Origin of the sequence: Mesorhizobium caraganae, assembly GCF_016836705.1 — a bacterium.
GTDB lineage: Bacteria > Pseudomonadota > Alphaproteobacteria > Rhizobiales > Rhizobiaceae > Mesorhizobium > Mesorhizobium caraganae.
The window spans coordinates 74523-100917 of record NZ_JAFCGY010000003.1 but is presented as its reverse complement, the minus strand read 5'-3'; the positions used below and the strand labels follow the sequence as shown (position 1 = coordinate 100917).

Below are 26395 nucleotides of genomic sequence, written 5' to 3'. Positions count from 1 at the left end.
GCCGGTTTTCCCATTGCGCGGTTGATCCGCCGGGAAGAAGCCTGATAGCCTTGCGGCACGTTTCCTGCAGGCCAACGGTCGAGCCTCTCATGCGATTTCGCCTTGTCCACCCTTTCGCCGGGCTTTTGGGTCTTGGCCTTTTGTTGGCCGCGCTGGTTCCGGCCAATGCGCAGCTTTTTGAGACCAAGGCCACGCAGGCTTTCATGATCGATGCCGAAACCGGCACGGTGCTGTTTTCCAAGGATGCCGACCAACCGATCCCGCCGGCCTCGATGGCCAAACTGATGACCATGGAGATGGTCTTCAACGCCATCAAGTCGAAGCGCATGACCCTCGACGACACCTTCGTGGTCTCGGAGAACGCCTGGCGCAAGGGCGGCGCCCCGTCGGGAACGTCGACCATGTTCGCCAAGCTCAAATCGGCGGTCCGGGTCGAGGACCTGATCCAGGGCGTCACCATACAGGCCGCCAATGACGGCTGCATGGTGCTGGCCGAGGGCATGGCGGGCTCCGAAGAGAATTTCGCCGCGCAGATGAACGATCGCGCCCGCCAGATCGGGCTGGCGAAATCGACATTCGTCAATTCGACCGGCCTGCCGGCCGACGGACAGCAGACGACGGTGCGCGAACTGGCGCAGCTTGGCTTGCACCTGTGGCGCGAATACCCCGAGCTCTACCTCTACTATGGCCGGGCCGATTTCACCTGGAACAAGATTTCGCAAAGGAACCGCAACCCGTTGCTCGCCATGGGCATCGGCGCCGACGGACTGGCGGTCGGTGCAAGCGAGGCGGGCGGTTTCGGCATTGTCGGCTCGGTCAGCCATGACGGGACACGGGTGATCGCGGCGATGAGCGGACTGGCGAACGATCGCGAGCGCGCCGAGGAAGCGCGAAAGCTGCTCGAATGGGGCGTCCGGTCTTTCGAGAAGACCGAGATATTCGCCAGCAACGAAGTGGTCGGCGAGGCCCAGGTGTTCGGCGGCGCCAAATCCGGCGTGGCGCTGAAAGCAAAGGCGCCGATCAACGTTCTGCTGCCGATCGCCAACCGCGACAAGCTGACCGCAAAGATCGTCTATCAGGGGCCAGTGTCAGCGCCGGTAGAGGAGGGCCAGCCAGTCGGTGAGCTGCGCGTCTGGATCGGCGACACGCTGAGCCAGGAGACGCCGCTTTTCGCCGCCGAATCGGTCGGCGTCGGCACGCTGCCGCAACGCGCGTTCGATGCCGCCAAGGAACTGGCCGTCGGCTGGTTGCGTTAAAGCAGCGTCAGAATCGTGGACCTTTGATAAGGTCCGGACTATGACGTCAGCGCAAAACAGGACAAAGGCCTTTCGGTTGGCGCGCGGATTTTTCATCACCTTCGAAGGCGGCGAGGGCGCAGGCAAGTCGACGCAGATCGAGCGGCTGGCCAGGAAGATGCGCGCCAAGAAATATGATGTTCTCGTCACCCGCGAACCCGGGGGGTCACCCGGCGCCGAGGCGGTAAGACATGTCCTGCTTTCGGGCGCCGCCGAGCCATTCGGGCCGAAGATGGAGGCGCTGCTGTTCGCCGCCGCGCGTTCCGACCATGTCGAGCAGGTCATCCGGCCGGCGGTCGAGCGCGGCTCCATCGTGCTGTGTGACCGTTTCCTGGATTCGTCCCGCGTCTACCAGGGCGTCACCGGGGGCCTCGATCCGGCCTTCATGGAAGCGCTGGAAGAGGTCGCCATCAACGGCATGATGCCTGACATGACGCTGATCCTCGACATCGATCCCACTGAGGGCCTGCGGCGCGCCACCGCGCGGCGTGGCGCCGGCGACGGCCCGGACCGCTTCGAAAAGGAGACGCTGGACATCCACCAGCGCCGCCGCGACGCCTTCCTGGCAATTGCCGCCGCCGAGCCGGACCGCTGCATCGTCATCGACGCGTCGGCGCCTCCCGATACGGTGGAGGATGTCATCACCGCGGCCGTGTTCGCCGCACTCGAGGCGAGGGCGCCGACGCGCAACAGACAGGCAGCGCCCGCATGATCTTCGAACGCATCGCCCCCGAACAGCACGACACGCTGGACGGCGTACCGGAGCCGTCCGAAACGCTGCGTCTGGTCGGCCATGAGCAGGCGGCCGCGATGCTCGCTGCCGCCTATCGCTCGGGAAAACTGCCGCATGCTCTGATCTTTGCCGGGCCGGTCGGCATCGGCAAGGCGACGCTCGCCTTTCACCTTGCGCATCATCTGTTGAAGCATCCGTCCTTCGAAACGGCGCCGGAAATATTTGCCGTTCCCGACCCGGCCTCACCGCTGTTTCGCCAGATCGCCACCGGGGCGCATCCCGGCGTGCTGCATCTGACGCGGCCGCTGAACGACAAGACCAAGAGCTTCAAGACGGTCGTCACCGTCGATGAGATACGCAAGGTCAACCGCTTCCTGTCGCTGACCTCGCATGACGGCAGCTACCGGGTGGTGATCATCGATCCGGCCGACGACATGAACACCAACGCCGCCAATGCCTTGCTGAAGAACCTCGAGGAGCCGCCGGCCCGTACGCTGTTCATCCTCATCGTCCATGCGCCGGGCAGCCTGTTGCCGACGATCCGCTCGCGCTGCCAGATGGTGCGGTTGGCGCCACTCGATGCCGGCAGCCTGATGAGCGTTCTGGAAACCGTCGAGCCGCCGCCGCCAGCCGATCCGGCGGCGCGCGCGGCACTGGCCGAACGGGCAGGGGGCAGCGCCCGCAATGCGATCCTGTTGACACAATATGGCGGGCTGGAGATTGCAAGCACGCTCGACGCTTTGGTGGCGACAGGCAAGAGCGACGTCGCCGGCGCCTATCGCCTTGCCGAGGCCGTCGCCGGCCGCGACCAGGCGATCCAGTTCGACATCTTCAACCGCCGCGCGCTGGATCTGCTCTCGGCGGGCGCGAGCGAAGCAGCGCTCGCGGGCGACCTCAAGCGGGCGAAAACCCTGTCGGACACTTGGCACGAGGCGCTGAACGCTATATCTGAGACCGACACCTACAATCTCGACAAGAAGCAGCACGCCTTGACCATGATCGACCGCCTGAATTCCGCAATGCGAATGTGACCGGATCCGGCCTCGGGTCGGGATGGCAATCGCCGTCTCGATGCGATATCCACCGCCTCACATTCAATTCGGACATTCATGACGGTTCATTCATGTCACGCGACACATTCTACATCACGACCGCGATTTCCTATCCGAACGGCAAGCCGCATATCGGCCATGCCTACGAGGTGATCGCCACCGACGCGCTAGCCCGCTTCCAGCGGCTCGACGGCAGAGAAGTTTTCTTCCTCACCGGCACTGACGAGCACGGCATCAAAATGCTGCAGACGGCCAGGCGCGAAGGCATTTCCGCGCGTGAACTCGCCGACCGCAACGCGGCCGAATTCAGGAAGATGGCGACGGCGCTGAACGTCTCCAATGACGATTTCATCCGCACCACCGAAGAGCGGCACTATGCGTCCTCGCAGGCGATCTGGAAGGCGATGGACGCCAATGGCGACATCTACAAGGGCGGCTATGCCGGCTGGTACTCGGTGCGCGACGAAGCCTATTACGGCGAGGAGGAAACCGAAGTCCGCGCCGACGATATCCGCTACGGGCCGCAGGGAACGCCGGTCGAATGGGTCGAGGAGGAGAGCTATTTCTTCCGCCTCTCGGCCTATCAGGACAAGCTTATCGCACTCTACGAAAGCCAGCCCGATTTCATCGGACCGGCCGAGCGGCGCAATGAGGTGATGAGCTTCGTCAAATCCGGCTTGAAGGATTTGTCGATCTCGCGCACCACCTTCGACTGGGGCGTGCCGGTGCCGGGCGACGAAAAGCATGTGATGTATGTCTGGGTCGACGCCTTGACAAATTACATCACCGGCGTCGGCTATCCCGATGAAAAGGATGAGAAATGGAAGTTTTGGCCGGCTGATGCCCACATCATCGGCAAGGACATTGTACGCTTCCACGCCGTCTACTGGCCGGCCTTCCTGATGTCTGCAGGCATCCCGCTGCCGAAGCGCGTCTTTGGGCACGGCTTCCTGTTCAACCGCGGCGAGAAGATGTCGAAGTCGGTCGGCAATGTCGTCGACCCGTTCACCATGGTCGAGCATTACGGTGTCGACCAGGTGCGCTATTTCTTCCTGCGCGAGGTGCCGTTCGGCCAGGACGGCAGCTACAGCCATGAAGCCATCGTCAACCGCACCAATGCCGACCTTGCCAACGGCCTCGGCAATCTGGCGCAGCGTTCGCTGTCGATGATCGCCAAGAACTGCGGCGGCGTGGTGCCGCAGCGGGGTGATCTGACCGAGGCCGACAGCGCGATCCTCGACCAGGCGGTGGAAGCGCTGGGCACGGCGCGCAAGGCGATGGCCGAGCAGGGCATCCATCTGGCACTGGCCGCGATCTTCGGCGTGGTGGCTGAAGCCGATCGTTACTTCGCCTCGCAGGCGCCATGGGCGCTGAAGAAGACTGATCCGGCGCGCATGGAAACGGTGCTGTGGACGACCGCCGAGATCGTGCGTCGCGTGGCACTTCTGAGCCAGCCCTACATTCCGGGTTCGGCGGCAAAGCTGCTCGACCTGCTGGCGGTGCCGGCAGACAATCGCGACTTTGCGCATGTCCATGCAGACTATGCCCTTGTTTCTGGCACGGCACTGCCCGTGCCAGAGGGCGTCTTTCCGCGTTACGTGGAAAAGCCGGAGGCGAGCGCCTGATGCTCGTCGACAGCCATTGCCATCTCGACTTTCCGGATTTCGCCGAGGAGCGGGCGGCCATCGTTGCCCGCGCCAAGGCCGCCGGGATCGGTCGCATGGTGACCATCTCAACCCGTGTGAAGCGGTTTCAGCAAGTGCTTGAGATCGCGGAGAGTTTCGACGAGGTTTACTGCTCGGTCGGCACCCATCCGCACAATGCCGGCGAAGAGCTGGATGTGACGGCCGAGGAGCTTGTGCGCCTGTCCGCGCATCCCAAAGTGGTGGCGATCGGTGAGGCCGGGCTCGACTATTTCTACGACAAGGCGCCGCGCGATGCGCAAGCGCAGGGATTCCGCACCCATATCTCAGCCGCGCGCGAGACCGGCCTGCCGCTGGTCATCCATTCGCGCGACGCCGATGACGACATGGCTGCCATCCTGGAGGACGAAACAGGGAAGGGCGCCTTCCCCTTCATCCTGCATTGTTTTTCCTCCGGTCGCCGGCTGGCCGAAGTCGGCGTGAAGCTCGGCGGCTATGTGTCCTTCTCGGGCATCCTGACCTTCAAGAACTCGGCCGAATTGCGCGCCATCGCTGCCGATGTGCCGCACGACCGGCTGCTGGTCGAAACCGACGCGCCCTATCTCGCGCCGGTGCCGTTTCGCGGCAAACGAAACGAACCTGCCTATGTCGCGCACACGGCTAAGGTGCTGGCCGAAACCATCGGCGTTGACGAGGCCGAGATCGCGACGCTGACGACGGCGAATTTCTTCCGGCTGTTCGGCAAGATGCCGCGGCCCTCCGGGCTCTGACGCATGAGCGACCGGCTGCGTCTTACCATTCTCGGCTGCGGCTCGTCGCCCGGCACGCCGCGCATCACCGGCGACTGGGGCAATTGCGACCCGGCCAATCCGAAGAACCGACGCACGCGCTCTGCGGCACTCGTCGAGCGAATTGCGGCAAATGGATCCAAAACCACCGTCGTCATCGATACCGGGCCTGATTTTCGCGAGCAGATGCTGATGGCGGCGGTCAAGCGCATCGACGCCGTTGTCTACACGCATCCGCATGCCGACCACATCCACGGCATCGACGATCTGCGCGGCTACGTGCTCGAACAGCGCCGTCTGATCGACATCCACGCCGACCAGCAGACGATGCTTAGGCTGCGCGAGGCGTTCGGCTATTGCTTCGAGACGCCACTGGGCAGTTCCTATCCGCCGATAGTCAAGCCGCACATCATCGATCATGCAAGGCCGGTGACCATTGAAGGCGAGGGCGGTGCCCTCACCCTTGAGCCGCTGCCGCAGATCCATGGCGACATTATTTCGCTCGGTTTCCGCATCGGCGGGCTGGCCTATTGCCCCGATATCAGCGACTTCCCCGACGCCACCGCCGAGCGGCTGCGCGGCCTGGAGATGCTGGTCATCGACGCCTTGCAGCACAACACCCATCCCAGCCATTTGTCGCTCAGTCAGGCGCTCGGCTGGATTGAAAAACTGACCCCGAAACAGGCCGTGCTGACGCATATGCATGTGCCGCTCGACTATGCCACGGTGATGGCCGAGATGCCTGACACTGTGGTGCCGGCCTATGATGGCATGGTGATCGAAATTCCTTATGAATCAGCGTGATGCGAACGGCTGTTTATGAGGATGTTCGGCTCTTTGGTCCGAATATCAGCAGCGTTCCAATCCGCTCATAACCCATGCGGGGATAAAGCAGCGCTCCGGCATGCGTCGCCAACAGCATCGAGCACTGCGACCCACGCGCCCGGTCGTCCTTCAGCATTTTGGACATCAGCGCCTGCCCAATGCCGCGGCGCCGGTGTGAAGGTTCGACATGCATGGCCGAGCACCAGGTGGCGCCGACGGCGTCTATGCTGCGCACACGCCCGACGATAGCGTCGCCATCGAGCGCCACATACTGGCGGAACGGCGCGCTGTCGCCGAGCAGATCGGCCGCGATCGGCCGCCTGCGCATGATCTTTGCCAGCTGCGCCGCCCGTTCGACTGTCTGTACACGCTCGATTGAGATAGCGGCTGGCGGATCCGGGATCTGACGCAATGGCTGGACGAAGAAACCTTCCGTCCGCAGCAGCCGGTAGCCGAGAGCCTTGTAGGTGGTTCGCACCGGCTGATCCGGTTCGTCGCTGGCGATCACGACGGAAACAGCAAAGCTTGACCGCGCGTGCTGCCGCACGATCGCATCGGCTTCCTCGGCGGTGACGTCATGGACGACCCATTCTTCGCCGCGATAGTCGCGAGGATTCTTGCGCTCGGCATCGCGCATCAGCCACAAGGGTCCGACGCGGCTGGCCTCATATGGAAAGCTGTGGCTCTTGTCGGTGCTGAAGCCATGCACGAACACTTCGATCGCCGCTTCGATGTCTCGCTTTGCAGTCGTCATCGACACAGCGTAGCGTTGGCCGTCTGCTCAAGGCAACACGAATCGATCGTGCCAAGCCTATGAAAATCAGCAGCAATTCCCGGCTGGTGGCAAACGCATAAGTTCCATAATCTATCTTATGCGACTTTCCGACTGCAACCCAGTAGCCATATTGATATGCGAAAGTTCAGCATCTAGAGCGGCGGCAGTCCCCGGCTTTCACGGTAGCCGGGCGGATCTTCAACCACCACCACAACGTCGGCAACAACACCTGTGTCGCTGGTGACTTTTCGTTCTGTTCGAAAGAGAAACTTCGAACAATCCGCTTCAGGAAGATGTTTTACAAACTCTGGAAAAACCCCTGCCAAATCCCCACCGCAGCGGCGATTGAAAGGCAAGCAGCGGTCGCCATCACGATGCAGCCTAATTTCGTGACGGGCGTCAGCGGTTCTTTTGCGGCAACAGTTTCCTTGGCCCGGTCATCGCTCAAATCTGTCAGTCCTAAATGGTTGTGTTGGTCAACAGCGTTGCCAGCATGGGAACCGGGTAGAGAAGTCGCGCCAGCACATAGTTTCCATGCCCTGAGCCGGCCGAATAGAGCGCCAGGAAGAAGGCGATGGGCGTGATGCCGAGGCCGACAAGGAACCCTGCCCGCGAGGAGAATTCTGGCGGCGTCATCGGGCCATCGCCATTGCGGCCGGCGGGTCGCGGTCGTCGGGCGGCAGAGGAACAAAAGCGTATCCGGCATAGCTGACGCTCATGCGTGCCTGTCCTTTCGAGTGCGACTTGAGCGCATCCTCCAGCTTTTGAATGTTCGCGAGCGGCACGGTCGCGTTGACAATGACGGCATCGTCGCGGGCTTCCCGGCTCTGGACAAGGCCGCGGCGGTTGTGCAGTTCGCCAACAACGCTCGTGACATAGTCTGCAGGTGTCGCCACCTCGACCTTCATGATCGGCTCGAGCAGCCGCACGCCGAGATACGGAGCGGCTTCGCGAAAGCAGGCGCGGCTGGCTACCTCGAAAGCCAGGACCGAGGAATCGGTATCGTGATACGCGCCGTTCATCAGCGTCGCCTTGATTCCAAGCATCGGGAAGCCGGCAAACGGACCCGAGGACAGGACGCTGCGCAGCCCCTTTTCGACGCCCGCAACGTATTCGTTAGGAACCACGTTATCGACGACCTTGGACCCGAATAGGAAGTCCCAGCTGTCTTTGTTCGGCTCGAACAGAATCTTGACGCGGGCGAACTGACCCTCGCCGCCGGACTGCCTCTTGTGCGTGTAGTCCCGCTCGTGCGCGTGGGTGATCGTCTCACGATAAGCCACTTGCGGCGCGCCGACATTCACCTCGATGTTGAATTCGCGGCGCAAGCGGTCAATGACGGTGTCGAGGTGAAGCTCGTCCCTGCCGGCGACGATCGTCTGGCCCGATTCCGCATCGTGTTTGACGTCGAACCAGGGATCGTCGTCAGCCAGAGTCGACAAGGCGACAGTCAGCTTCTCCTGATCTGACCTCCGCTTCGGCTCGATCGCGATTTGCAGCAAAGGCCATGGCGCGACAGGCTTTTCCATCATGACGCCATGGTTGCAGATTGACCGGATGACCGCAACGGAGGGCTGACGTCTGGCCGGCGGCCCTGCCCGCCTGGTTAAGAAATGTCCGTAGTGGGACCGTCCTTGCCCACGCTTTCATCTCGTTGCCCGGCTCTCGTCAGTGCGGCGTGACGGCTTCCGGCTGTCCGTTGCCCGACAGGATTTGGAGCGTTCCGCGCGTGGCATTGCGGAACGCATCGTCGAAGCTGACGCCACGCACCTGCCAGCGATACTCCTTGCCGCCGAAGCCAAGCCGCCAGTCGCCGACCCAACCCAGCGCCTCCTGCCGCCACGCCAAGGTCCCGGCAAGCAGGGCATCGCCGCCCAGCGTATCGGCTACATCGGCGAGCACGACATCAGCCGGCCGGGGCAGCTCCAGCGGCAAACCGGTCCGGTGCGCGGCGTCCGCCAGCGCGCCACGCATATCGGCCTCAAGCTTGTTGCCGCCATCGCGCACCAGCGTGAAGCCGTCACCCTTCATCGGCTTTATGTCGAGCAACGCGACGATTGCGGGCCGTGGCAACGCCCATGGCTTGCGCCCCAGTGACGCCAGCAAGGCATCGATCTTGTCCGGATCGAAATCGGCGGTGATGTATTGCGGCCGGTCGTGCGTGCCCTGCTCGTCATGCGGCGGGCGGTTGTTGAGCAGGTCGCGGTAGCCGAGATCGGTGACATAATCGGCCGCATGCCGGCTCATTTCCGCAACGCGCGGATCGCCGATCAACCGCGGGTCGCCCGAAACCTTGACCAGCACTTCTTCAAGGCACGGCGCCAGGCCCCAGGCCCGGTTCTCCTCGCCAGTGCCGTTGGTCACCGATTGCGCACGGTAGAGGTCGGCGCGGTCGATATCGGCGGCAGCGACGGGAAAGGCAAACAGCACAGCGAGCACAGCTGCCGCAACCCTGAATTTCAAGCATTCAGGCATGAGCCGCTCCTCCCGAACGCTCCAGAATATCCGTTGGATACATATTCCGGATCATTTCAGGGAAATTCAAGCGGCTGGAGGCGCAGCGTCAGTTCAGGTGGATGTCAGCTTTACCTGATAGCTCAGCACACGCTTTTCACCGGGCGCGATCAGCATCACGCCCGGCTTGTCGGCGAACTCGCCATCGAAATCGACAGGGCTGGCGAGGCCATGCCAGGGTTCGATGCACAGGAACGGCGCGCCGCCAGGTTTCGACCAGATGCCCAATTCCTTGAAACCCTGCCACGACACCTCGATCGCCGGACCATGGGCGGCTGCATAGCGCACGCTGCTGCTGGCCGGCCGGTCGAGGATGACGGCGTCCGCGTCAAACAGTTGTTCGGAGAGCGCCAGTGTTCTGCCTTCTATTGGCGTCGGCTGGGGTGCTGTCAGCACCAGACCATCCTTCAGCTGGCGGATCGGCGCCGGCTCGTTCTGGGCAAAGGTCAGCCGGTAGTCGGTCTTGGCGAGGCCCTGTTGCAGCGGCCAGTTGAACGCGGGATGTGCCCCGACCGACGCCGGAAGCGTTTCGCCGCCGGTGTTGGTGATGTCGAAGGAAATATCGATCTGCTGGGGTTGCAGCGCGTAGGTGACCGCCAGGCGAAATGGGAAAGGATAGCGCGCGCGGGTGTCTGCGTCGTCGGTCAGCACCAGCGTGCAGGACCGGGGGCTCGTATCAGCCCACGTAAACGGCTTGTCGCGGGCAAAGCCGTGCTGGGTCAGCGGATAAACCTGGCCGCGATGGCGCAGCTGGTCGCCCTTCAGCCGGCCGACGATCGGAAACAGCACCGGCGAATGCCGCCGCCATTCCGGCCCGGCCTGCCACAAGAACTCCAGGCCCTCGGCGTTGCGCAAGGAGACGAGTTCGGCCCCCTGCCCGACGATCGTCGCCGAAATGCCGTCGCCGTGAAGGGTCACCTGTTCCATGAATTCCTCGCGGCTGGCCGATCTCGTCGCAGGCTACCAAAGGCCTGCCCGCGAACTCAAGAGCGGCAGGCAGCATTGGCTCTTATGCCGCTATCGCTGACCACACGCCACAGTGTCGGAAAGCAAAAAAGCCGGAGGTTTCCCTCCGGCCACGTTGGAAATGTTGCCTGCTACGGTCCGGCCTATTCGCGTTCGCCGGTGAAATTCAGCAACAGCTGGAAGATGTTGACGAAGTTCAGGTAGAGCGACAGCGCGCCGAAGACGGCAAGCTTCTGCTGCGATTCCGCGTCGAAATTCTCGGCATACTGTTCCTTGATCGTCTGCGTGTCCCAGGCGGTCAGGCCGACGAACACGGCGATACCGATCACCGAAATGGCGAACTGCAGCGCGGTCGAACCGAGGAAGATGTTGACGACGCTGGCAATCACCACGCCGATCAGGCCCATGATCAGGAACGACGAGAACTGGGTCAGGTCGCGCTTGGTCGTGTAGCCGTAGAGGCTGGTGGCGCCGAACATGGTGGCGGTGATGAAAAAGGTGCGCGCGATGCTGGTGCCGGTGAAGACCAGGAACACCGAAGCCAGCGAGAGACCCATCACGGCGCAGAAGGCCCAGAACATTGCCTGGGCGCTCGCCGCCGACATCGTCTGCATCTTGAACGAGAACAACAGAACGAAGGCGAGCGGCGCCAGCATCACCACCCATTTCAACGGGCTGGAAAAGATCGGCACGTAGAGAGCCGGTGTCGAGGCGACCATGAAGGCGACGAGGCCGGTGACGACGAGGCCGATTCCCATATAGTTGTAGACGCGCAGCATGTGGCTGCGCAGGCCCTCGTCATAGACGGCGCCGGCGCGGGCGCCAGCGCCTATGCGATAGCCGAGATCAGGGGTATTCATGCGGGTTCTCCTTATGTGAGGTCTTTAGTAAAGCGTTTTGGCGAGCGTTTCGGCGGCACGGTCGAGGTCATGGACATCGCTGCGCGCGACGACCGCGTAAGCGACCTCGCCGATCTGGAAATAGGCCGAGGAAATGTCGCCCGAGGGTGCGATGGCAGGCTTGACCACGTCGAAGGTTCCGGGACGGATCGCAAACAGCGAGACCAGCCCCATGTCCTTCGTCTCCAGCGCTACCTCGACGCTCGGCCCGTAGCGCGAGGGATAGATCTGCACGTCGCGGATCCTCCAGTCTTTCGGCAGCGACGGCATGACGATCGCGGTCGCGGCGCGAATCTCATCGGCATTGTAGTTCGGCGCCTCGAGCTGCGAGGGCATCGCCTCGCGCATGAGTGTCGTCCTGTGCGCCCGGATCGCTTCTTCGACATAGGCGGGCGGCGTCGGCGAAGCCACCACCTTGGTCACCAGCAGCGGCCCGAACAGCCCGTTCGCCAGCCAGCCGGCGCCGACAAAGACGGCAACCGCAGCCGCTCGTTGCAGCACTGCGAAGACGCGGCGACTGGCCAGCCCCCTGCCCAGCCGGCGCGCGACTTCAGTCGTCGCCGGCCGCGCCATCCCGGTGGAAGCGGCCAGCGCGAGGCGCAACTCGTCGCGCGTCCTCAAATCGGACATCACCCGCGCCGCTGCCTCCGGACGAGCCGACAGAAACGCTTCGACCTCGATGCGGCGCGCGACATCCAGCTGGTCGTCGACATAGGCGTCGAGGTCGGTATCGGTCACCGGGTCCCGCAACAGTTCGGTCATGACGGGTCTCCCACGATCCTCAGATGGTTCTTGGCCGGCGACGGGAGAGCGCTCTCCATCGAGCGCAGCGCCGCGCGCGCCCTGCCGATGCGCGACATCAGCGTGCCCAGCGGCACCCCGCTGGCGTCGGCAGCCTCCTGGTAGGAAAGGCCCTCGATGGCGACCAGATGCAGCGCCGAACGCTGCTCTTCCGGCAGGCTGAAAAAGGCCTCGCGCACCTGCGCCAGGCGCACGGAATGTTCCTGCGGCGCCGGCGTGCTGGCATCGGTGAGATAGCCGGCCTGCTCGACGCGCGCCGCTTCCGAACGGTGCGAGCGCATCTTGTCGATGAATGCGTTGTGGACGATCGACAGCAGCCATGCCCGCAAATTGCCGCCAGAACGGAACGTGCCGCGCCGCTCATAGGCGCGCACCAGCGCGTCATGCACCAGGTCCTCGGCGTCACTGCTGTCGCGCGTCAGCGAACGTGCATAGCGCCGCAGCGAACCCAGCTGTCCAACTATATCGAAGCGTGGCATCGATCGTTTCATGCCCTGTTTACGGAACAGGCGCGAACTTTAATCCATTGCCGCAAAAACTTTTGGTTGGTCGCATGGGTGCCAAAATCCGGCCTCGCAACGCCCATCCCCCGTACGGCAGATGTTTGCTTTATGCTGATGGCCTAACCTTCCCGTCTTTCCAAGGAGCAAAAGATGGTCGGTGGGGATCGGCTGACGGGTGCCGCGGCGCTTCCGATCGTCGGCAGGATGTTCATAGTCCTTGGCATTGTCGGACTGATCGTTTCCGGCGTTCTGGCCATCGTCGAGATGTATGGCCCCGCACCGCTTCGGCGACGGGCAGGATCGTCGCCGCCGAATACAATCCCCTCATCGAGTTCTCGACAGCCGACGGCATCGTGATCCGCTTCAACAATGCCGTCCACAGCTCGTCCTGGGGCGATGGCGACAGCGTCCCTGTCGCCTACGATCCAACCAATCCGCAAAATGCCTCCGTCGACAGCTTCGCCGGACGCTGGTTCCTTGCCGGGCTGGCCGGCATGCTCGGCGGTTTCTTCCTGCTGATCAGCATCGTGCTCATCGTTCTCGGACGGGTCCTCACGCGGCGGATCATCACGAATTCGAAGCCCTAGCCGTTTCGCTATCGGTTGGCCTACCGCGCCTGTCGCACAACATCCCCCGCACGGCAGATGCGCGCCCGCCATCGCGGGACTAATTTGTCGCCGTTCGCTTGCGCGTTTCGTCGAACGGAGACCCGTGATGAACAGGATGAAACGCGCGGCCTTGCTGCTCGACGCCGGAACCCTTGCCGCGATCATTGCTGTCCTTCTGGCCGTCAGCAGGGCTGGCGCCCGCGCCAGGACTGCGATCAACGGCTCTGATCAATCCGGCGCCGCAAAGGCCCGCGTCGCCGGCATGCTGGCGGTCGACCTGTCCGGCCGCTAACCGACGGACCGCCCGCTGGCGACGGATTGACTGCTTGGCGGCTGCTCCGTCAGGGCCGTTCGCCGCGCCGAAGCCTGCCCTCGATTACCGCAATCACCGGCAGCAGATCGGCAACCCCGTTTACGACATAGTGTGCGCCTGCGGCACTGAGCCTGGCCGAGGCTTCGGCGCGCTTGGTGCGGAAAACTTCCGGCGCCATTGCCTGCGTTTCCGCCAGTTGTGTGGCCGAAGACGTTGCCGGTGACCGACACGCCGACTGTCCAGGCGCCGGCGCTGATGCCTTCGGCAATGCCGACCTCGGTGTCGTCGACCTTGACGCTGAGCCATGGGGGATAGACGCCGAGTTCAGTCAGCGCCTTCCACAGCATGAACGGCGTCGGCCTGCCGTCCGGCGTATCGCCGGTGCAAACCAGGCAATCCGGCGCAAAACCGTGCGCGGCCGCCCCCGGCAGGATCTCGGCCATGATGTCGCGTGTGTAGCCGGTGGTCGAGCCGATCTTGAGGCCGTGCGCACGCAGCGTGGCGACCACGTCGGCGACGCCGGGAATGACATCGGAAAAGCGAGCCGCGACCGCCCGGTTCTTCGGCACGAAGACGTCATAGACGGCGTCGATGTCGGCCTCGGTCGGCGCATGCCCATGTTGTTTGGCCCAGGCGGCCGAAATCCTCGGCAGCGCCATCAGTGTGGCAATGTGCGGGCGCTTGGCCATGCCCATCGGTCCGCGCGCCTCCTCGATGCTGATGGCAACGCCGAATTCCTGAAACGCTTCGACGAAGACGCCCATCGGCGCCAGCGAGCCATGATCGACAACGGTGCCGGCCCAGTCGAAAACGACGGCGCGAAGCAGGTGCTGGGGGGTCATCAGGCGATCTTTCTGGCGTCTGCAGTGGTTGAACCGAAGAGTTCGTCGATCACCTCTTCGGCGATGGCGAACGACGTCGAGGCGCCGGTGCCGCTGGTGATCATCACCATGCGCACATTCTCCTGTGGACCGTCGGCAAACATCGTGTGGTTGGCGGCCGAGGCATAGATGCCGGTCCAGCGTTCCAGCACACGCGGCGGCGTACCGCCGAAGACAGCGCTGAACTCTTCCAGGATGATTTCGTCGACCTGCTCCGAGGCGAACGGGTCGGGCGTCGCCGCGTAATGGTGCGAATCGCCGACCACCAGCGTGCCGTCGGCGCTCTGCACGACGATCAGATGCACGCCATTGTCCAGCGCGTGGCGCTGATCGCTCTCGAGCCGGCGGCGCAAGGCTGTGGCTTCAGGCAGGGCGCCGAAGCCGGAATAGCGCGCAAGCCCGAGATCCGACATCACCGGAGATGGAAGCCGGAAGCCGGGATCGGTAAGCCGCATCATCTGCAATTTGCAGCGCCGGACGCCGTAGAGCGCAATACGCTCGGGATAGAGCGTCGCCAGATCGTCGCCGGGGCAGACAATCACCTTGTCCGCGCGAACTGTGCCGCGGCTGGTCTCGATGGCTGGCGGCTCGATGGCGCGCACTGCCGTCTCGCGGCGAAATTGGACGCCGTGCCGTTCGGCAAGGAAGGCGGCAAGCTGGGGGATCGCCTGGCGCGACTCGACACGTACCTCGTGCGGGCTCCACAGGGCGCCGGCAAAGTCCTGCCCGGCAAGCTGTGGGTATTGGCGGCGCAAATCGTCCGGTTCGAGCAGCGAACATCCCTCGCCCATCTCGGTCTGCAGGAACGCTTCGACGACGCTGCGCGCCTCTGGACGACGCGCGACGACGATCGTGCCGCGCTGGAGGATGTCGATGCCGGCCGGCCCGGCCACTTCCTGCCAGATGTCGCGCGAGCGCATGGCGCGGGCCCCGTTCCTGGCCGCTCACCGTGATGAAGCCGAAATTGCGCACCGAGGCGCCGTTGGCCTGCGCATCACGGTCGATGACGACGACGGAAAGGCCGCGACGGACGGCAGCGAGCGCATGCGCAAGACCGACAATGCCGGCGCCACAATGGCGAGATCGAATTTGTCTTGCTGGCTCATCATTGTCCTTTCGCCGCAATGCCTTGTCCGACCCGGCCAAGCTATTCAAACTACGACCATGTGACAGGAACGTGTAGGCGCGATTCAGGCGGCGACGATGATAGCCCTCGCCCGGACTTCCGTCTGGTGCACATGAAAGCGCTGGCGAAGCCCGCCCGATTTGCGTATCACTCCGCCGCCACCGGAAACGCTCTCCATGTTCGAAACACTGCAGCCTGCTCCCGCCGATAAGATCATCGCCCTGATCGGTCTCTACCGCGCTGATCCGCGCCCCGGCAAGATCGACCTCGGCGTCGGCGTCTACAAGGACCGCGACGGCAAGACGCCGGTCATGCGCGCTTTGCGCGAGGCCGAGAAGCGGCTGTTGCAGGGCCAGGACACCAAGACCTATCTCGGTCTTCCCGGCGACACCGGCTTCAACACGGCGATGGTCAAGCTGGCCTTCGGCCCCGCGGCCGACATGACGCGCATTCGCGCGGCGCAGGCGCCGGGCGGCTCCGGCGCGCTACGGCTGGTGGCCGAGCTTTTGAAGCGGACCCGCTCCGACGCGACCGTCTGGCTGTCGGACCCGACCTGGCCAAACCATCCGCCGGTGATGCGCGGCGCCGGCCTCAAAGTGCGCGACTACCCCTATTTCGATGCCGCGTCCGGCGCGGTGCGTTTCGACGACATGCTGGCGGCGCTGGGTACAGCCGAGGCCGGCGACATCGTGCTGCTGCATGGCTGCTGTCACAACCCGACCGGCGCCAATCTCGACGCCGCGCAATGGGCCAAGGTCACCGACCTTGTCGTCGAGCGCGGGCTGTTGCCCTTTGTCGACATTGCCTATCAGGGCTTTGGCGAGGGCCTCGATGCCGATGCTGCCGGTCTGCGCCTGCTGGCCTCGAAGGTGCCGGAAATGGTCGTTGCCTCGAGCTGCTCGAAGAACTTTGCCGTCTACCGCGACCGCGTCGGCGCGGCGATGATCCTGGCCAGGAACAGCACCGAGGCCGATGTGGCGATGAGCCAGATGCTGGCGGCGGCGCGCGCCATGTATTCGATGCCGCCGGACCATGGCGCGGCGGCCGTGCGCATGGTGCTGGAAGACGATGGCCTTCGCGCCGATTGGGAGGCGGAGCTTGAGGAAATGCGGCTGCGCATGCTGAGACTGCGCGTCCAGTTCGCCGACGCACTGCGCCGGCAATCCAATTCCGACCGCTTCGATTTCATTGCCAGCCATCGCGGCATGTTTTCAAGGCTTGGCCTCACCGAGGCCCAGGTCGAACGGCTGCGGGCCGAGTACGGCGTCTACATGGTCGGCGACAGCCGCATCAACGTCGCCGGCCTGCCCGAGGACGGTATGGACGATCTCGCCAAGGCGGTTGTCTCGGTGCTCGACTGAGCAATTCCGGGAAGTATGAAACGGTTTCCCGCCTCTAGGGCAGCTCACCAGGTGGGATCCCGACCGTCGAGATCATCGTCCGGGGCGACCTCCGGCTGGCGACGGAGACTGGCGTAGGGGGCCACGTAGGCCATCCTGAGTGCGTCTCCCACCAAGCTGAAAATGGCGGCAAGCAATGCGCCGATTTCGAGCCTTGGAAAGCTTGGCCGTAGCCGGATAAAGCGGCGGAGGATGATCGTGGTGGTGGTGGGGATGTCGGTCATGGTGTCCTCCGGTGACAGTGAGAATGACACCGCCCCCCACTCAGGTCCTTGGCTCGGACCTGAATAGTCCTGAACAGTCCTGAAGTTCGCCTTCAGGACCGACTTGGGTTATCCTCGCCCTCGAGTGACGGGTTCTTGGCAAATGGACTTGGAGTTCGGGAACTATCACCTGAAACGCGCCGAACGGCTGCTGTTTGGACCCAATGGGCCGATGGTGCTTTCGGCGCGATCCTTCGACATCCTCGCGACATTGCTGGAGAGGCCGGACGAGGTGATCGGCAAGACCGAACTCTTCGATTCAGTCTGGCCCGGCGTGGTGGTGGAGGAGAACACGCTGCAGGTCCATATCTCGGCGCTGCGAAAACTGCTGCCCGCCGAAATGATCGTAACCGTCCATGGTCGCGGCTATAAATACGCTGGCCCCAAGCCCCTCGCGGTTACGGCAGAGGCTGTGGCGCCGTCCAGAGCGTCCATCGCCGTTCTTCCCTTCGACAACATGAGCGGTGACCAGGAACAGGACTATTTCAGTGACGGGATAACCGAAGACATCATCACCCAGCTTGGCAAGTTCAGGGAGTTTCTGGTCATTGCGCGGAACTCTTCCTTCCAGTTCCGCGGCAAGGCGAATGATTTGGCCGAGGTGGCGAAGAAACTTGGCGTCCAGTACGTCGTCGAAGGCAGCGTGCGGAAGATCGGCAACCGGGTGCGGGTCACCGTGCAGCTGATCGACGCATCTTCAACAGCTCACATCTGGGGCGAGCACTACGACCGCGAACTCGATGACATTTTCGCCATCCAGGACGAGATCACCCAGATGATTGCAGCCCGCCTGGCCCGGCAGGCCAGAACCGCGATTGCATCGCGCGCCAGGGCGCGGCCGACGGACAACATGTCGGCGTATGAGTTCTACTTGCGAGCCCTGCAACTGGCGGCCGTCTATGACGCCGCGCACGAAGCGGAACCGTTTCTGCGCCAGGCGGTAAAGCTCGACCCGCGGTTTGCTGCTGCCCACGCCATGCTCGGCGTTGTCGATATCCTCAAGTTCTTCTGGGTCTACTACGATCCAGATTACCTGCATCCCGCACTGGAGATGGCAAAAACCGCGTTGCAGCTCGACCCCGACGAGGCGTACGGCCATCTCGCCACCGGCTTTGCTCTCTTGTATTTGCGCCAATACAGGCAGGCTGAAATCAGTCTTGACCGTGCGGTTGCCCTCAATCCGAACGACCCGTTCATTCTGAGTATCCGTGCGCTTTTTCTCAACTACACGGACAGGCCGGATGAGGCGCTTGTTGAAATAACCGAAGCCCAGCGCCGCGACCCATACGCTGTGGGATGGTATGACGACTTTCGCGGCATCATACTGACCACGGCTGGACGATACAGCGAGGCAACTGCCTGCTACGCGAAAATGGCTGCTGTACCGCGTTGGTCGCTCGTTCGTCTTGTCGTCTGCCATTTCGAACTCGGCGAAATCAAGCAAGCGCAAGACACCCTGGCAAAAGTCAAGGCGCACTATCCCGGACTACCCCTTGACGAGATCGTTGACGCGGAAGTGGATTACTACAGGGATGCCTCCGTGTGCAGCCGTTATCGCGCCATCCTGCAGCGCGTTGATAACGAAGGATAAGCTTCATTACGCCCCCGGCGGCGAGAAGTCCACGTTCTGGTCAGCCGACCTTCGCGGCGTGGCTGGTTCCGCGCCGCCACCTGTGGACAATCTCCCCTCGCCGGCCGACGGCATTGGCCGGCGAGCCGCATGCACGATAGCATCCGCCTGATGAAACCTTCGCGCGAAATTTCCCGGCTGATCGAGATCATGGCCGCGCTCCGGGCGCCGAAGACCGGCTGTCCCTGGGACATCGAGCAGGATTTCTCGACCATCGCGCCCTATACGATCGAGGAGGCCTACGAAGTCGCCGACGCCATTGCGCGCGGCGACCTCGACGATCTGCGCGATGAACTCGGCGATCTCCTGCTGCAGGTCGTCTACCACGCGCAGATGGCGCAGGAGACGGGCGACTTCGCCTTCGGCGACGTGGTTGAGGCCATCACCACCAAGATGATCCGCCGCCATCCGCATGTCTTCGGCGACGAGGAGGCGCGCAGCGCCGGCATGGCCAAGGGCATGTGGGAAAAGATCAAGGCTGAGGAGAAGGCTGAAAAGCGAAGCGCCCGGCTCGCCCGCGGCCTTGACCCCGAAGACAACGGCAAGGGCTTTCTGGACAGCGTGCCGGTGGCCCTGCCCGCCTTGACGCGCGCCTTGAAACTGCAGGAAAAGGCAGCCCGTGTCGGCTTCGACTGGAGCGAGGCGGCACCCATATTGGACAAGATCGAGGAAGAGATCGGCGAATTGCGCGAGGCGCTGGCCAAGGGGGAAACGGCCGAGATCAAGGACGAGTTCGGCGACATGCTGTTTGCCGTCGTCAATCTGGGACGTCACCTCAAACTCGATTCGGAAGCAGCGCTCAGCGGCACCAATGAAAAGTTCCGCTCGCGCTTTCACTATGTCGAACGCGCGCTGGAGGCTTCGGGAAGCACGCTCGCAAACGCCACGCTGGACGAAATGGAAGCGCTCTGGCAGCAGGCCAAGGGCGCGAAATAAACCCGCTTATTGCTTGTTTTTGCGGTGCAATCGGCTTTCGATCTCTTGCCGGGCGCTGTGCGTGGCCTTGAGCGCGATGGTCGCGCTGCCATCCTCATTGTCGATGCGCGAAACGATGTCGCCATTGCGGTAGAGCCAGTCGACGAGGCCGAACTGCGCCGGCTCGACCGTCACCGTCAGCGCTTCCAGCTCGCCCGACATCCTGGTCTCGATCAGTGCCTTCAGCGCATCGATGCCCTCACCGGTGATGGCCGAGATGGCGATCGGCGGCGCCTTGTTGCTGTCGGCGCCATCGGCAAGCAGGCGCCCCCGGTTGCCGTCGTCGAGCAGGTCGACCTTGTTCCACACCTCGACGACGCGCTTGGTATCGCCGGCGTCGACGCCGAGATCGGCCAGGATGCGCTCGACGTCCTCAGCTTGCGCGGCGGTGTCGGGGTCCGAGATATCGCGCAGATGGATAACCAGGTCGGCCTCGACCACCTCTTCCAGCGTGGCGCGGAAGGCGGCGACCAGATGCGTCGGCAGGTCGGAAATGAAGCCGACCGTGTCCGACAGGATGATCGGCGTGCCGTGCGGCAGCCGCACGCGGCGCAGCGTCGGGTCGAGCGTGGCAAACAGCATGTCTTCGGCCAGAACGTCCGCCCCGGTCAGCCGGTTGAACAGCGTCGACTTGCCGGCATTGGTGTAGCCGACGATAGCCACAACCGGGAACGGCACCTTCTTGCGCTTGGCGCGGTGCAGGTCGCGAGTGCGGCGCACCGTCTCCAGCTCGTGCTTGAGCTTGATGATCTTTTCCTGCAGCTGCCGCCGGTCGGACTCTATCTGGGTTTCGCCGGGGCCGCCGAGGAAGCCGGCGCCGCCGCGCTGGCGTTCAAGGTGGGTCCAGCTCCGCACCAGGCGGCCCTTCTGGTAGTTGAGATGGGCAAGCTCCACCTGCAGCGTGCCTTCCTTGGTTCGCGCGCGCTCGCCAAAAATCTCTAGGATCAACCCGGTGCGGTCCAGCACCTTGGCGTTGAATTCCTTCTCGAGATTGCGCTGCTGCACCGGCGTCAGCGGATGGTCGACGATGACTACCTCCGCGTGACCCTCTTTGACGATCTCGGCGAACTCCGCGACCTTGCCGCTGCCGAGCAAGGTTGCAGGGCGTGGATCGTTGACGGTCACCACCGCCGTGTGGATCAGATCAAGGTTGATGGCGCGCGCAAGGCCAACCGCCTCGTCATGGCGGGCGTCCGCCGAACGCGTCAGGCGCGGACGATTTGTTTCGTCATCGTTGCGCTGATGCCGGGTAAGCACCGGCACAATGACAACCGCCCGGGTCGGACCATTGGCTTCCGTCCCGAGGTGATGCGCTGGTTTCCCGCGGACGCTGCGGTCCGCGTCTTTCTCACGTGCCAATCAGGCGCCCTGGCTTTCCTCGCCATCGAACATCTGAACCGGCTGGCTCGGCATGATCGTGGAAATGGCATGCTTGTAGACGAGCTGGGAGTGGCCGTCGCGGCGCAGCAGAACACAGAAATTGTCGAAGGAAGTGACCACGCCGGTCAGCTTGACGCCGTTGATGAGAAAGATGGTGAGTGGATTTTTGCTCTTGCGAACAGAATTCAGGAACAGGTCCTGAAGGTTTTGCGATCGTTCCGCCATTGTTCTTGTCTTTCGCCGATCCCCTTCGGTTTGCAGGCCAATGCGCCAAATTAGCGGGCACGTGTCAAGCTTGCAAACACCCCCTTGCCGTCAGTAACGACAACCAGAACGAGATATATTGATGTGCAGTCCATCTGTGCGGTTATCAGGCTGGACTTTTTTCCGCAATGTCAAAAAAGGCCTGCCGCAATGAAAGTGTTATTGAGCCGGGGTGGCCATTGGCGACCGCGGCGCCGTCGATTGCCACCACCGGCATGGCTATTGTCGTTGCCGAACTGATGAAAGCCTCGCGCGCCGCCTTGGCCTCGGCGACCGAAAACCCGCGCTCCTCGATCTTCAAACCAAGCTTGGCCGCCACCTCGAACATGGTGGTGCGGGTGATGCCGCGCAGGATGCCGTGCTCGGCCGGCCGGGTCACCAGAACGCCGTCCCGGGTCACGATCCAGGCATTCGACGAGCCGCCTTCCTTGACGTTACCTTCTGTATCGACAAACCAAGCCTCCTGCGCGCCGGCCTCCTTGGCCTTCTGCTTGGCCAGCACATTGGGCAGCAGACCGGTGCTCTTGATATCGACCCGGTCCCAGCGGTTTTCCGGCACGGTGATGACCTTGATGCCGGTCTCGGCCCGCTTTGCGGCCGCCGCCGGGTCGGCCTTTCTGGCCGTAATGACCAGCGACGACAGTGTATCGGCCGGGAAAACGAAGTCGCGGCTGGCGACGCCGCGCGTCACCTGGACATAGACCAGGCCGTTGACGACCTGATTGCGCCGCACGACTTCGCGCAAGAGAAGCGGCAGCACGCCCTTGGTGACCGGCCAGTCGATCGACAGTTCGCTGAGCGAGCGGTTCAGCCGTGCAAGATGGCGCGGCATGTCGACGATAAAGCCTTGAGCCACCTCGCAGACCTCGTAGACGCCGTCGGCGAATTGGTAGCCGCGATCCTCGATATGCACGGCAGCGTCGGCATGGGCGACATAGCGCCCGTTCACATAGGCAATGCGCGGCATTCAGTGATCCCTCAGAAAAGTCCCGGCATTTTTAGGCGATTCCGCCGCTGCCGTAACCGGCAATTGCATAGGCCACAGCGTGCTGGCCCAACAACAATGGGGATCAGACCCCCAGCGACTTCAGCTTGCGGTGCAGCGCGGAGCGCTCCATGCCGATGAATTCCGCCGTCTTCGAGATGTTGCCGCCGAACCGGTTGATCTGGGCGATCAGATAGTCCTTCTCGAACTGTTCGCGGGCTTCGCGCAGCGGCAGCGCCATGATGTGCTGGTCGGACTGGTTCGGCGTACGCGGCATGACATCGCCGATCTCGGATGGCAACAGGTCGGCGGTGATCGGTGAATCGACATCGTCGCCACGCGCCAGGATCATCAGCCGTTCGACATTGTTGCGCAGCTGGCGGACATTGCCCGGCCAGTTGTGCGCCTGCAGCACGGCAAGCGCGTCGTCGCCGATGCGGCGCGGCTTGATGCCGGCCTGACGCGCGATCTGCTTCATGAAATTGTCGACGAGATAGGGGATGTCCTCGCGCCGCTCGGCCAGGCCCGGCACCATGACCGGAACCACCGCCAGGCGGTGATAGAGGTCTTCGCGGAAGCGACCGTCGGCGATCATCGCTTCGAGGTTCTGCGAGGTCGAGGAGATGATGCGGACGTCGACCTTGACCCGCTTGGTGCCGCCGACCCGCTCGAACTGCTGCTCGACCAGCACGCGCAGGATCTTGTTTTGCGTCTCGCGCGGCATGTCGGCGACTTCATCGATGTAGAGGATGCCGCGGTGCGCCTCCTCCAGCGCGCCGACCTTGCGCTCGGTGCCGTTGGATTCGGTGCCGAACAGCTCGATCTCCATGCGCTCGGGCGTGATGTTGGCGGCGCTCAGTGTCACGAACGGCGCGCCCTTGCGCGCCGACAGCGTATGGATGGCGCGCGCGGCCAGTTCCTTGCCCGAACCGGACGGACCGATAATCATGACGCGGCTGTTGGTCGGCGCGACGCGTTCGATTGTCTGGCGCAGCTGGCTCATCGCCGACGACATGCCGATCAGGTCGAAGGTCTCGCCGCTGCGCTGCTTGAGGTCTGAGACCTCGCGCCGCAATTTCGAGGTTTCCAGCGCCCGCTCGGCAATCAGGATCAGCCGGTCGGCCTTGAATGGCTTCTCGATGAAATCATAGGCGCCGCGGCGGATGGCCGACACTGCTGTCTCGATATTGCCATGGCCTGAAATCATCACCACCGGCAGGCTCGGATGCATCGTCTTGATCTCGTCGAGCAGCGCCAGCCCGTCCAGGCGCGAGCCCTGCAGCCAGATGTCGAGGAAAATCAGCCGCGGCGCCCGGTCGGCGATTGCCGCCAGCGCACTGTCGGCATCGAATGCCGTGCGGGTTTCATGCCCCTCGTCGCTCAGTATGCCCGCGACGAGTTCACGGATGTCTTCCTCGTCATCGACGATGAGAATATCAGACGCCATTACCGACCTTTTCAGTTTCTCTTTCGTGTTCCGTTTCGCCTTGACCGCGTGGCGGCGCGGTTGCGGCAGCGGGTGGCAGGATGATCGAGATCATCGCGCCGCGTCCACCGTGGAAGTCCGCAGGCGCATCGTGCAGTTCGAGCCGCCCGCCATGGTCCTCGACGATCTTCTTGACGATGGCGAGGCCGAGCCCGGTGCCCTTCTCGCGCGTCGTCATATAGGGCTCGAGCAGCCTTTGACGATTCTCGCGCGGCAGGCCTTTGCCATTATCGATGACGTCGATTCTGATCGCGCCATTCTGCCGGGCAGCTTGAATCCGGATTATGCCGTGCGAACCGTCCTTTTGTTCCAGTCCGTCAATCGCTTCGGCGGCGTTCTTGATGACGTTGCCGAAAGCTTGCGCCATCAGCCGGCTGTCGAAAGTGCCCTTCAGCGGCTCGTTGCCGAAGACGCGTTCGAAAGCGATGTCTGCACGGCTGACCTCGACCAGGAACGACGCCTCGCGCAATGATTCGCGCAGATCGATGGCCTTCATCTCGGGCTTCGGCATGCGGGCGAAAGCTGAGAATTCGTCGACCATGCGGCCGATGTCCTCGACCTGGCGGATGATGGTGTCGGTGCACTGATCGAAAATCTCGCGGTCCTCGGTGATGACCTTGCCGAAACGGCGTTTGATGCGCTCGGCCGAAAGCTGGATTGGCGTCAGCGGGTTCTTGATTTCATGCGCAATGCGCCGTGCCACGTCCGCCCAGGCCGAGGAGCGCTGCGCCTGGACCAGATCGGTGATGTCGTCGACCGTCACGACATAGGATTTCTCCTCCGAGCCGTTGTCGCCGGCCTCGATGGTAATCTGCACGTTGAAAGTCCGCTCGGCGCCGGCGCGGTAGAAGGTGACCTGCTCGCGATAGACCGGCTTGCCGGATTTGCGGCCGATCTCGAAGACGCGGCCGACATGCGGCAGCACGGCCGACAGGTTCTGCCCGAGCGCTGCCGTCGCCGATATGGCCAGCATCGTCTCGGCCGACTTGTTGACGATGGTGACGATGCCGTAGGGATCGACGCCGATGACGCCGGCGGTGACGCCGGCCAGCACCGCTTCCGAGAAACGCCGCCGTTCGTCGATCAAATCCTTGGCCGACAGAATCTCGTTGCGCTGCGATTTCAGCTCCAGCAGCATCTTGTTGAACGTATCGCCAAGCGAGGCGACGTCACCGTCGGAAGGCCGCACTGGCACGGCGACGTCGAGATTGCCGGTGGCAACCTCGTCCGCGGCGCCGATGAGCTGGCGGATGGGCCGCACCAGGCGGTCAGCCACCGCTATCCCGGTCCAGATGGCCGACAGGATGATGATCAGCGTCAGCGACAGATAGGGCAGCGCGAACGCCACCTGCGAGGTCCGCCTGTTCGCTTCCAGGCCACGATATTCCGCGGTGTTGGACTGGACGATCTGCCGCGCCTTGATCACCTCGGGATCGACGAGGCGAATGGTGTAAAGGTAGAGGCCTTCGATCTCCCGCAATTTGACGATGGCGCCCATGATGTTGCGCGTCTTCGGCTCGATCAGCACCGGCTTGCCGTCGGCCGCACTTGCCACGGCCCCTTCCGGCGGCTCCGGCATGGCGAAATTCGTGTCGGTCTTGGCGCTCATGACGAAGGAGCCATCCGGCTTGATCAGCGCCGCGTGCGCCAGAGTCCTGCCCACGGCTTCCTTGTTCATCAGGTCGAGAAAGCCGGTTCGATCGAGGCCGTAAAGCGTGCGTGACGCGTCGAGATCGTAGGCCATCGACAGCGTCGTGCCCTGAAGATTGCGAGCATTTTCCTGGACATAGGCATCGGCGATCGACAGCGACGAGTTGACGATCGTCTTGGTGCGGATCTCGAACCAGCGGTCGAGGCCAATATCGAGCGTGATCGAGGCAATGATGGCCACCATGATGGCGGGGATGGCGGCAACCAGCGCAAACATCGCCACGATGCGCACATGCAGCCGCGATGCCGCCTTGCCGTGCCGGCGCGCCATGACGATGCGATGCACCTCGCGGCCGACCAGGGCGATCAGCGCAAGCACGAACACGGCGTTGACCGCAATCAGCGTCAGCGTCGTGGCTGCGTCCGGCGTGATCGGCGTCGCGCCGACGAGGATCGCAAATGAGATTGCCGCCGTAACCAGCGCACCGGCGATTGCGACAACGCCGGGCAGCGCGAGCAACCGGCGTCCATCCCTTCCGCCGGGTCTGCTGAAAAGCGGTTCGTTTGATGTAAGAGCCTGCGAAGCCATGTCGCCGTCTAAGAGCCAGTGATTGCGTCGGATGTATGCAACGCATTGTGG

Annotated in this window: 25 protein-coding genes and 3 pseudogenes; 11 read left to right on the top strand and 17 right to left on the bottom strand. The window is 63.3% G+C overall.

The annotated features are described in order from the left end of the window. The first annotated feature begins 89 nt into the window (after positions 1-89). The 6 genes from JQK88_RS10355 to JQK88_RS10330 all read left to right on the top strand — a co-directional run bounded on the left by JQK88_RS10355 (position 90) and on the right by JQK88_RS10330 (position 6315). Entirely contained in the window at positions 90-1256 is a 1167-nt protein-coding gene (locus JQK88_RS10355; RefSeq protein ID WP_192254120.1) for a D-alanyl-D-alanine carboxypeptidase family protein, read from the top strand. Between the two features lie 76 nt (positions 1257-1332). Beyond that, complete coding sequence (gene tmk, locus JQK88_RS10350) at positions 1333-2007, top strand: dTMP kinase (protein ID WP_192254122.1); 675 nt, start codon at positions 1333-1335, stop codon at positions 2005-2007. Further along, entirely contained in the window at positions 2004-3059 is a 1056-nt protein-coding gene (locus JQK88_RS10345) for a DNA polymerase III subunit delta' (protein ID WP_192254124.1), read from the top strand. Before tmk ends, JQK88_RS10345 begins: the two co-directional genes overlap by 4 nt. A gap of 92 nt (positions 3060-3151) precedes the next feature. Next, complete coding sequence (metG, locus tag JQK88_RS10340; RefSeq protein WP_203278231.1) at positions 3152-4705, top strand: methionine--tRNA ligase; 1554 nt, start codon at positions 3152-3154, stop codon at positions 4703-4705. After that, a complete protein-coding gene (locus JQK88_RS10335; protein ID WP_203278230.1) occupies positions 4705-5493 on the top strand; it encodes a TatD family hydrolase in 789 nt (262 codons plus the stop codon). The genes metG and JQK88_RS10335 overlap by 1 nt, the downstream gene beginning before the upstream one ends. Before the next feature lie 3 nt (positions 5494-5496). Then, positions 5497-6315 carry an MBL fold metallo-hydrolase gene (locus JQK88_RS10330; protein ID WP_203278229.1) on the top strand — a complete coding sequence of 273 codons (819 nt, stop codon included), beginning with the start codon at positions 5497-5499 and terminating at the stop codon, positions 6313-6315. Between the two features lie 13 nt (positions 6316-6328). On the opposite strand, the gene JQK88_RS10325 is transcribed toward JQK88_RS10330, so the two are convergent. The 9 genes and pseudogenes from JQK88_RS10325 to JQK88_RS10285 all read right to left on the bottom strand — a co-directional run bounded on the left by JQK88_RS10325 (position 6329) and on the right by JQK88_RS10285 (position 12782). Then, positions 6329-7090 (bottom strand): GNAT family N-acetyltransferase, encoded by a 762-nt coding sequence (locus tag JQK88_RS10325; RefSeq protein WP_203278228.1) that lies wholly within the window; start codon positions 7088-7090, stop codon positions 6329-6331. Between the two features lie 173 nt (positions 7091-7263). Further along, positions 7264-7467: a hypothetical protein gene (locus JQK88_RS10320; protein ID WP_203278227.1), complete on the bottom strand. Its 204-nt coding sequence runs from the start codon at positions 7465-7467 to the stop codon at positions 7264-7266. Positions 7468-7570: 103 nt separating this feature from the next. Beyond that, positions 7571-7747: a hypothetical protein gene (locus tag JQK88_RS10315; protein ID WP_203278226.1), complete on the bottom strand. Its 177-nt coding sequence runs from the start codon at positions 7745-7747 to the stop codon at positions 7571-7573. Continuing rightward, positions 7744-8646 (bottom strand): annotated as a pseudogene (locus JQK88_RS10310) (translation factor GTPase family protein); the annotation flags it as partial. The gene JQK88_RS10315 and the pseudogene JQK88_RS10310, both read right to left, overlap by 4 nt. Positions 8647-8779: 133 nt before the next feature. Next, on the bottom strand, positions 8780-9586 hold the full coding sequence (locus tag JQK88_RS10305) for a DUF8605 domain-containing protein (protein WP_203278224.1): 807 nt from the start codon (positions 9584-9586) through the stop codon (positions 8780-8782). Between the two features lie 93 nt (positions 9587-9679). Next, positions 9680-10552, bottom strand: coding sequence for an aldose 1-epimerase family protein (locus JQK88_RS10300; RefSeq protein WP_203278223.1), 873 nt, complete (start codon positions 10550-10552; stop codon positions 9680-9682). A gap of 182 nt (positions 10553-10734) precedes the next feature. Beyond that, positions 10735-11451, bottom strand: a complete 717-nt coding sequence (locus JQK88_RS10295; RefSeq protein ID WP_192254145.1) for a Bax inhibitor-1/YccA family protein — start codon at positions 11449-11451, stop codon at positions 10735-10737. Positions 11452-11475: 24 nt separating this feature from the next. Beyond that, the gene (locus JQK88_RS10290) at positions 11476-12252 is read right to left on the bottom strand and encodes an anti-sigma factor family protein (protein WP_192254147.1); all 777 of its coding nucleotides are present in this window, start codon (positions 12250-12252) and stop codon (positions 11476-11478) included. Next, on the bottom strand, positions 12249-12782 hold the full coding sequence (locus JQK88_RS10285; protein ID WP_376740395.1) for a sigma-70 family RNA polymerase sigma factor: 534 nt from the start codon (positions 12780-12782) through the stop codon (positions 12249-12251). The genes JQK88_RS10290 and JQK88_RS10285 overlap by 4 nt, the downstream gene beginning before the upstream one ends. A gap of 62 nt (positions 12783-12844) precedes the next feature. On the opposite strand from JQK88_RS10285, the gene JQK88_RS10280 reads away from it, so the two are divergent. Both JQK88_RS10280 and JQK88_RS10275 read left to right on the top strand, forming a co-directional pair. Next, positions 12845-13381, top strand: coding sequence for a DUF3592 domain-containing protein (locus JQK88_RS10280; RefSeq protein WP_192254151.1), 537 nt, complete (start codon positions 12845-12847; stop codon positions 13379-13381). A gap of 127 nt (positions 13382-13508) precedes the next feature. Next, on the top strand, positions 13509-13694 hold the full coding sequence (locus JQK88_RS10275) for a hypothetical protein (protein WP_192254153.1): 186 nt from the start codon (positions 13509-13511) through the stop codon (positions 13692-13694). A 49-nt stretch (positions 13695-13743) separates the two neighbouring features. Here the strand turns inward: JQK88_RS10275 and phnX are convergent. Further along, positions 13744-14557: pseudogene (phnX, locus tag JQK88_RS10270) on the bottom strand (phosphonoacetaldehyde hydrolase). Further along, positions 14557-15705 (bottom strand): annotated as a pseudogene (locus tag JQK88_RS10265) (TIGR03364 family FAD-dependent oxidoreductase). Before JQK88_RS10265 ends, phnX begins: the two co-directional pseudogenes overlap by 1 nt. Before the next feature lie 193 nt (positions 15706-15898). Here JQK88_RS10265 and JQK88_RS10260 point away from each other — a divergent pair. Next, the gene (locus tag JQK88_RS10260) at positions 15899-17083 is read left to right on the top strand and encodes an amino acid aminotransferase (protein WP_203278222.1); all 1185 of its coding nucleotides are present in this window, start codon (positions 15899-15901) and stop codon (positions 17081-17083) included. A 44-nt stretch (positions 17084-17127) separates the two neighbouring features. Here JQK88_RS10260 and JQK88_RS10255 read toward each other — a convergent pair whose 3' ends face one another. Next, positions 17128-17346, bottom strand: coding sequence for a hypothetical protein (locus tag JQK88_RS10255; protein ID WP_192254161.1), 219 nt, complete (start codon positions 17344-17346; stop codon positions 17128-17130). 142 nt (positions 17347-17488) lie between these two features. On the opposite strand from JQK88_RS10255, the gene JQK88_RS10250 reads away from it, so the two are divergent. Together JQK88_RS10250 and mazG are read left to right on the top strand one after the other, a co-directional pair. After that, positions 17489-18976, top strand: coding sequence for a winged helix-turn-helix domain-containing tetratricopeptide repeat protein (locus tag JQK88_RS10250; protein ID WP_192254163.1), 1488 nt, complete (start codon positions 17489-17491; stop codon positions 18974-18976). A gap of 150 nt (positions 18977-19126) precedes the next feature. After that, entirely contained in the window at positions 19127-19951 is an 825-nt protein-coding gene (gene mazG, locus JQK88_RS10245; protein ID WP_192254366.1) for a nucleoside triphosphate pyrophosphohydrolase, read from the top strand. A gap of 6 nt (positions 19952-19957) precedes the next feature. On the opposite strand, the gene hflX is transcribed toward mazG, so the two are convergent. From hflX to JQK88_RS10220, 5 genes are all read right to left on the bottom strand, one after another. Then, the gene (gene hflX, locus JQK88_RS10240) at positions 19958-21349 is read right to left on the bottom strand and encodes a GTPase HflX (RefSeq protein WP_192254165.1); all 1392 of its coding nucleotides are present in this window, start codon (positions 21347-21349) and stop codon (positions 19958-19960) included. Then, positions 21350-21595 carry an RNA chaperone Hfq gene (gene hfq, locus JQK88_RS10235; RefSeq protein ID WP_006202172.1) on the bottom strand — a complete coding sequence of 82 codons (246 nt, stop codon included), beginning with the start codon at positions 21593-21595 and terminating at the stop codon, positions 21350-21352. It lies immediately after the preceding gene. A 145-nt stretch (positions 21596-21740) separates the two neighbouring features. Next, positions 21741-22601 (bottom strand): D-amino-acid transaminase, encoded by an 861-nt coding sequence (locus tag JQK88_RS10230; protein ID WP_203278221.1) that lies wholly within the window; start codon positions 22599-22601, stop codon positions 21741-21743. Positions 22602-22704: 103 nt separating this feature from the next. Next, a complete protein-coding gene (gene ntrX, locus JQK88_RS10225; protein ID WP_112561767.1) occupies positions 22705-24066 on the bottom strand; it encodes a nitrogen assimilation response regulator NtrX in 1362 nt (453 codons plus the stop codon). Further along, positions 24056-26344, bottom strand: coding sequence for a sensor histidine kinase NtrY-like (locus JQK88_RS10220; RefSeq protein WP_192254169.1), 2289 nt, complete (start codon positions 26342-26344; stop codon positions 24056-24058). Before JQK88_RS10220 ends, ntrX begins: the two co-directional genes overlap by 11 nt. Positions 26345-26395 lie beyond the last annotated feature (51 nt).

Bases quoted from the DNA above. Each gene is read 5' to 3' on its own strand.
- JQK88_RS10355 (WP_192254120.1), top strand. From the start codon at position 90: ATGCGATTTCGCCTTGTCCACCCTTTCGCCGGGCTTTTGGGTCTTGGC.
- JQK88_RS10345 (WP_192254124.1), top strand. From the start codon at position 2,004: ATGATCTTCGAACGCATCGCCCCCGAACAGCACGACACGCTGGACGGC.
- metG (WP_203278231.1), top strand. From the start codon at position 3,152: ATGTCACGCGACACATTCTACATCACGACCGCGATTTCCTATCCGAAC.
- JQK88_RS10335 (WP_203278230.1), top strand. From the start codon at position 4,705: ATGCTCGTCGACAGCCATTGCCATCTCGACTTTCCGGATTTCGCCGAG.
- JQK88_RS10330 (WP_203278229.1), top strand. From the start codon at position 5,497: ATGAGCGACCGGCTGCGTCTTACCATTCTCGGCTGCGGCTCGTCGCCC.
- JQK88_RS10325 (WP_203278228.1), bottom strand. From the start codon at position 7,090: ATGACGACTGCAAAGCGAGACATCGAAGCGGCGATCGAAGTGTTCGTG.
- JQK88_RS10315 (WP_203278226.1), bottom strand. From the start codon at position 7,747: ATGACGCCGCCAGAATTCTCCTCGCGGGCAGGGTTCCTTGTCGGCCTC.
- JQK88_RS10305 (WP_203278224.1), bottom strand. From the start codon at position 9,586: ATGCCTGAATGCTTGAAATTCAGGGTTGCGGCAGCTGTGCTCGCTGTG.
- JQK88_RS10300 (WP_203278223.1), bottom strand. From the start codon at position 10,552: ATGGAACAGGTGACCCTTCACGGCGACGGCATTTCGGCGACGATCGTC.
- JQK88_RS10295 (WP_192254145.1), bottom strand. From the start codon at position 11,451: ATGAATACCCCTGATCTCGGCTATCGCATAGGCGCTGGCGCCCGCGCC.
- JQK88_RS10290 (WP_192254147.1), bottom strand. From the start codon at position 12,252: ATGACCGAACTGTTGCGGGACCCGGTGACCGATACCGACCTCGACGCC.
- JQK88_RS10285 (WP_376740395.1), bottom strand. From the start codon at position 12,782: ATGAAACGATCGATGCCACGCTTCGATATAGTTGGACAGCTGGGTTCG.
- JQK88_RS10280 (WP_192254151.1), top strand. From the start codon at position 12,845: ATGGGTGCCAAAATCCGGCCTCGCAACGCCCATCCCCCGTACGGCAGA.
- JQK88_RS10275 (WP_192254153.1), top strand. From the start codon at position 13,509: ATGAACAGGATGAAACGCGCGGCCTTGCTGCTCGACGCCGGAACCCTT.
- JQK88_RS10260 (WP_203278222.1), top strand. From the start codon at position 15,899: ATGTTCGAAACACTGCAGCCTGCTCCCGCCGATAAGATCATCGCCCTG.
- JQK88_RS10255 (WP_192254161.1), bottom strand. From the start codon at position 17,346: ATGACCGACATCCCCACCACCACCACGATCATCCTCCGCCGCTTTATC.
- JQK88_RS10250 (WP_192254163.1), top strand. From the start codon at position 17,489: ATGGACTTGGAGTTCGGGAACTATCACCTGAAACGCGCCGAACGGCTG.
- mazG (WP_192254366.1), top strand. From the start codon at position 19,127: ATGAAACCTTCGCGCGAAATTTCCCGGCTGATCGAGATCATGGCCGCG.
- hfq (WP_006202172.1), bottom strand. From the start codon at position 21,595: ATGGCGGAACGATCGCAAAACCTTCAGGACCTGTTCCTGAATTCTGTT.
- JQK88_RS10230 (WP_203278221.1), bottom strand. From the start codon at position 22,601: ATGCCGCGCATTGCCTATGTGAACGGGCGCTATGTCGCCCATGCCGAC.
- ntrX (WP_112561767.1), bottom strand. From the start codon at position 24,066: ATGGCGTCTGATATTCTCATCGTCGATGACGAGGAAGACATCCGTGAA.
- JQK88_RS10220 (WP_192254169.1), bottom strand. From the start codon at position 26,344: ATGGCTTCGCAGGCTCTTACATCAAACGAACCGCTTTTCAGCAGACCC.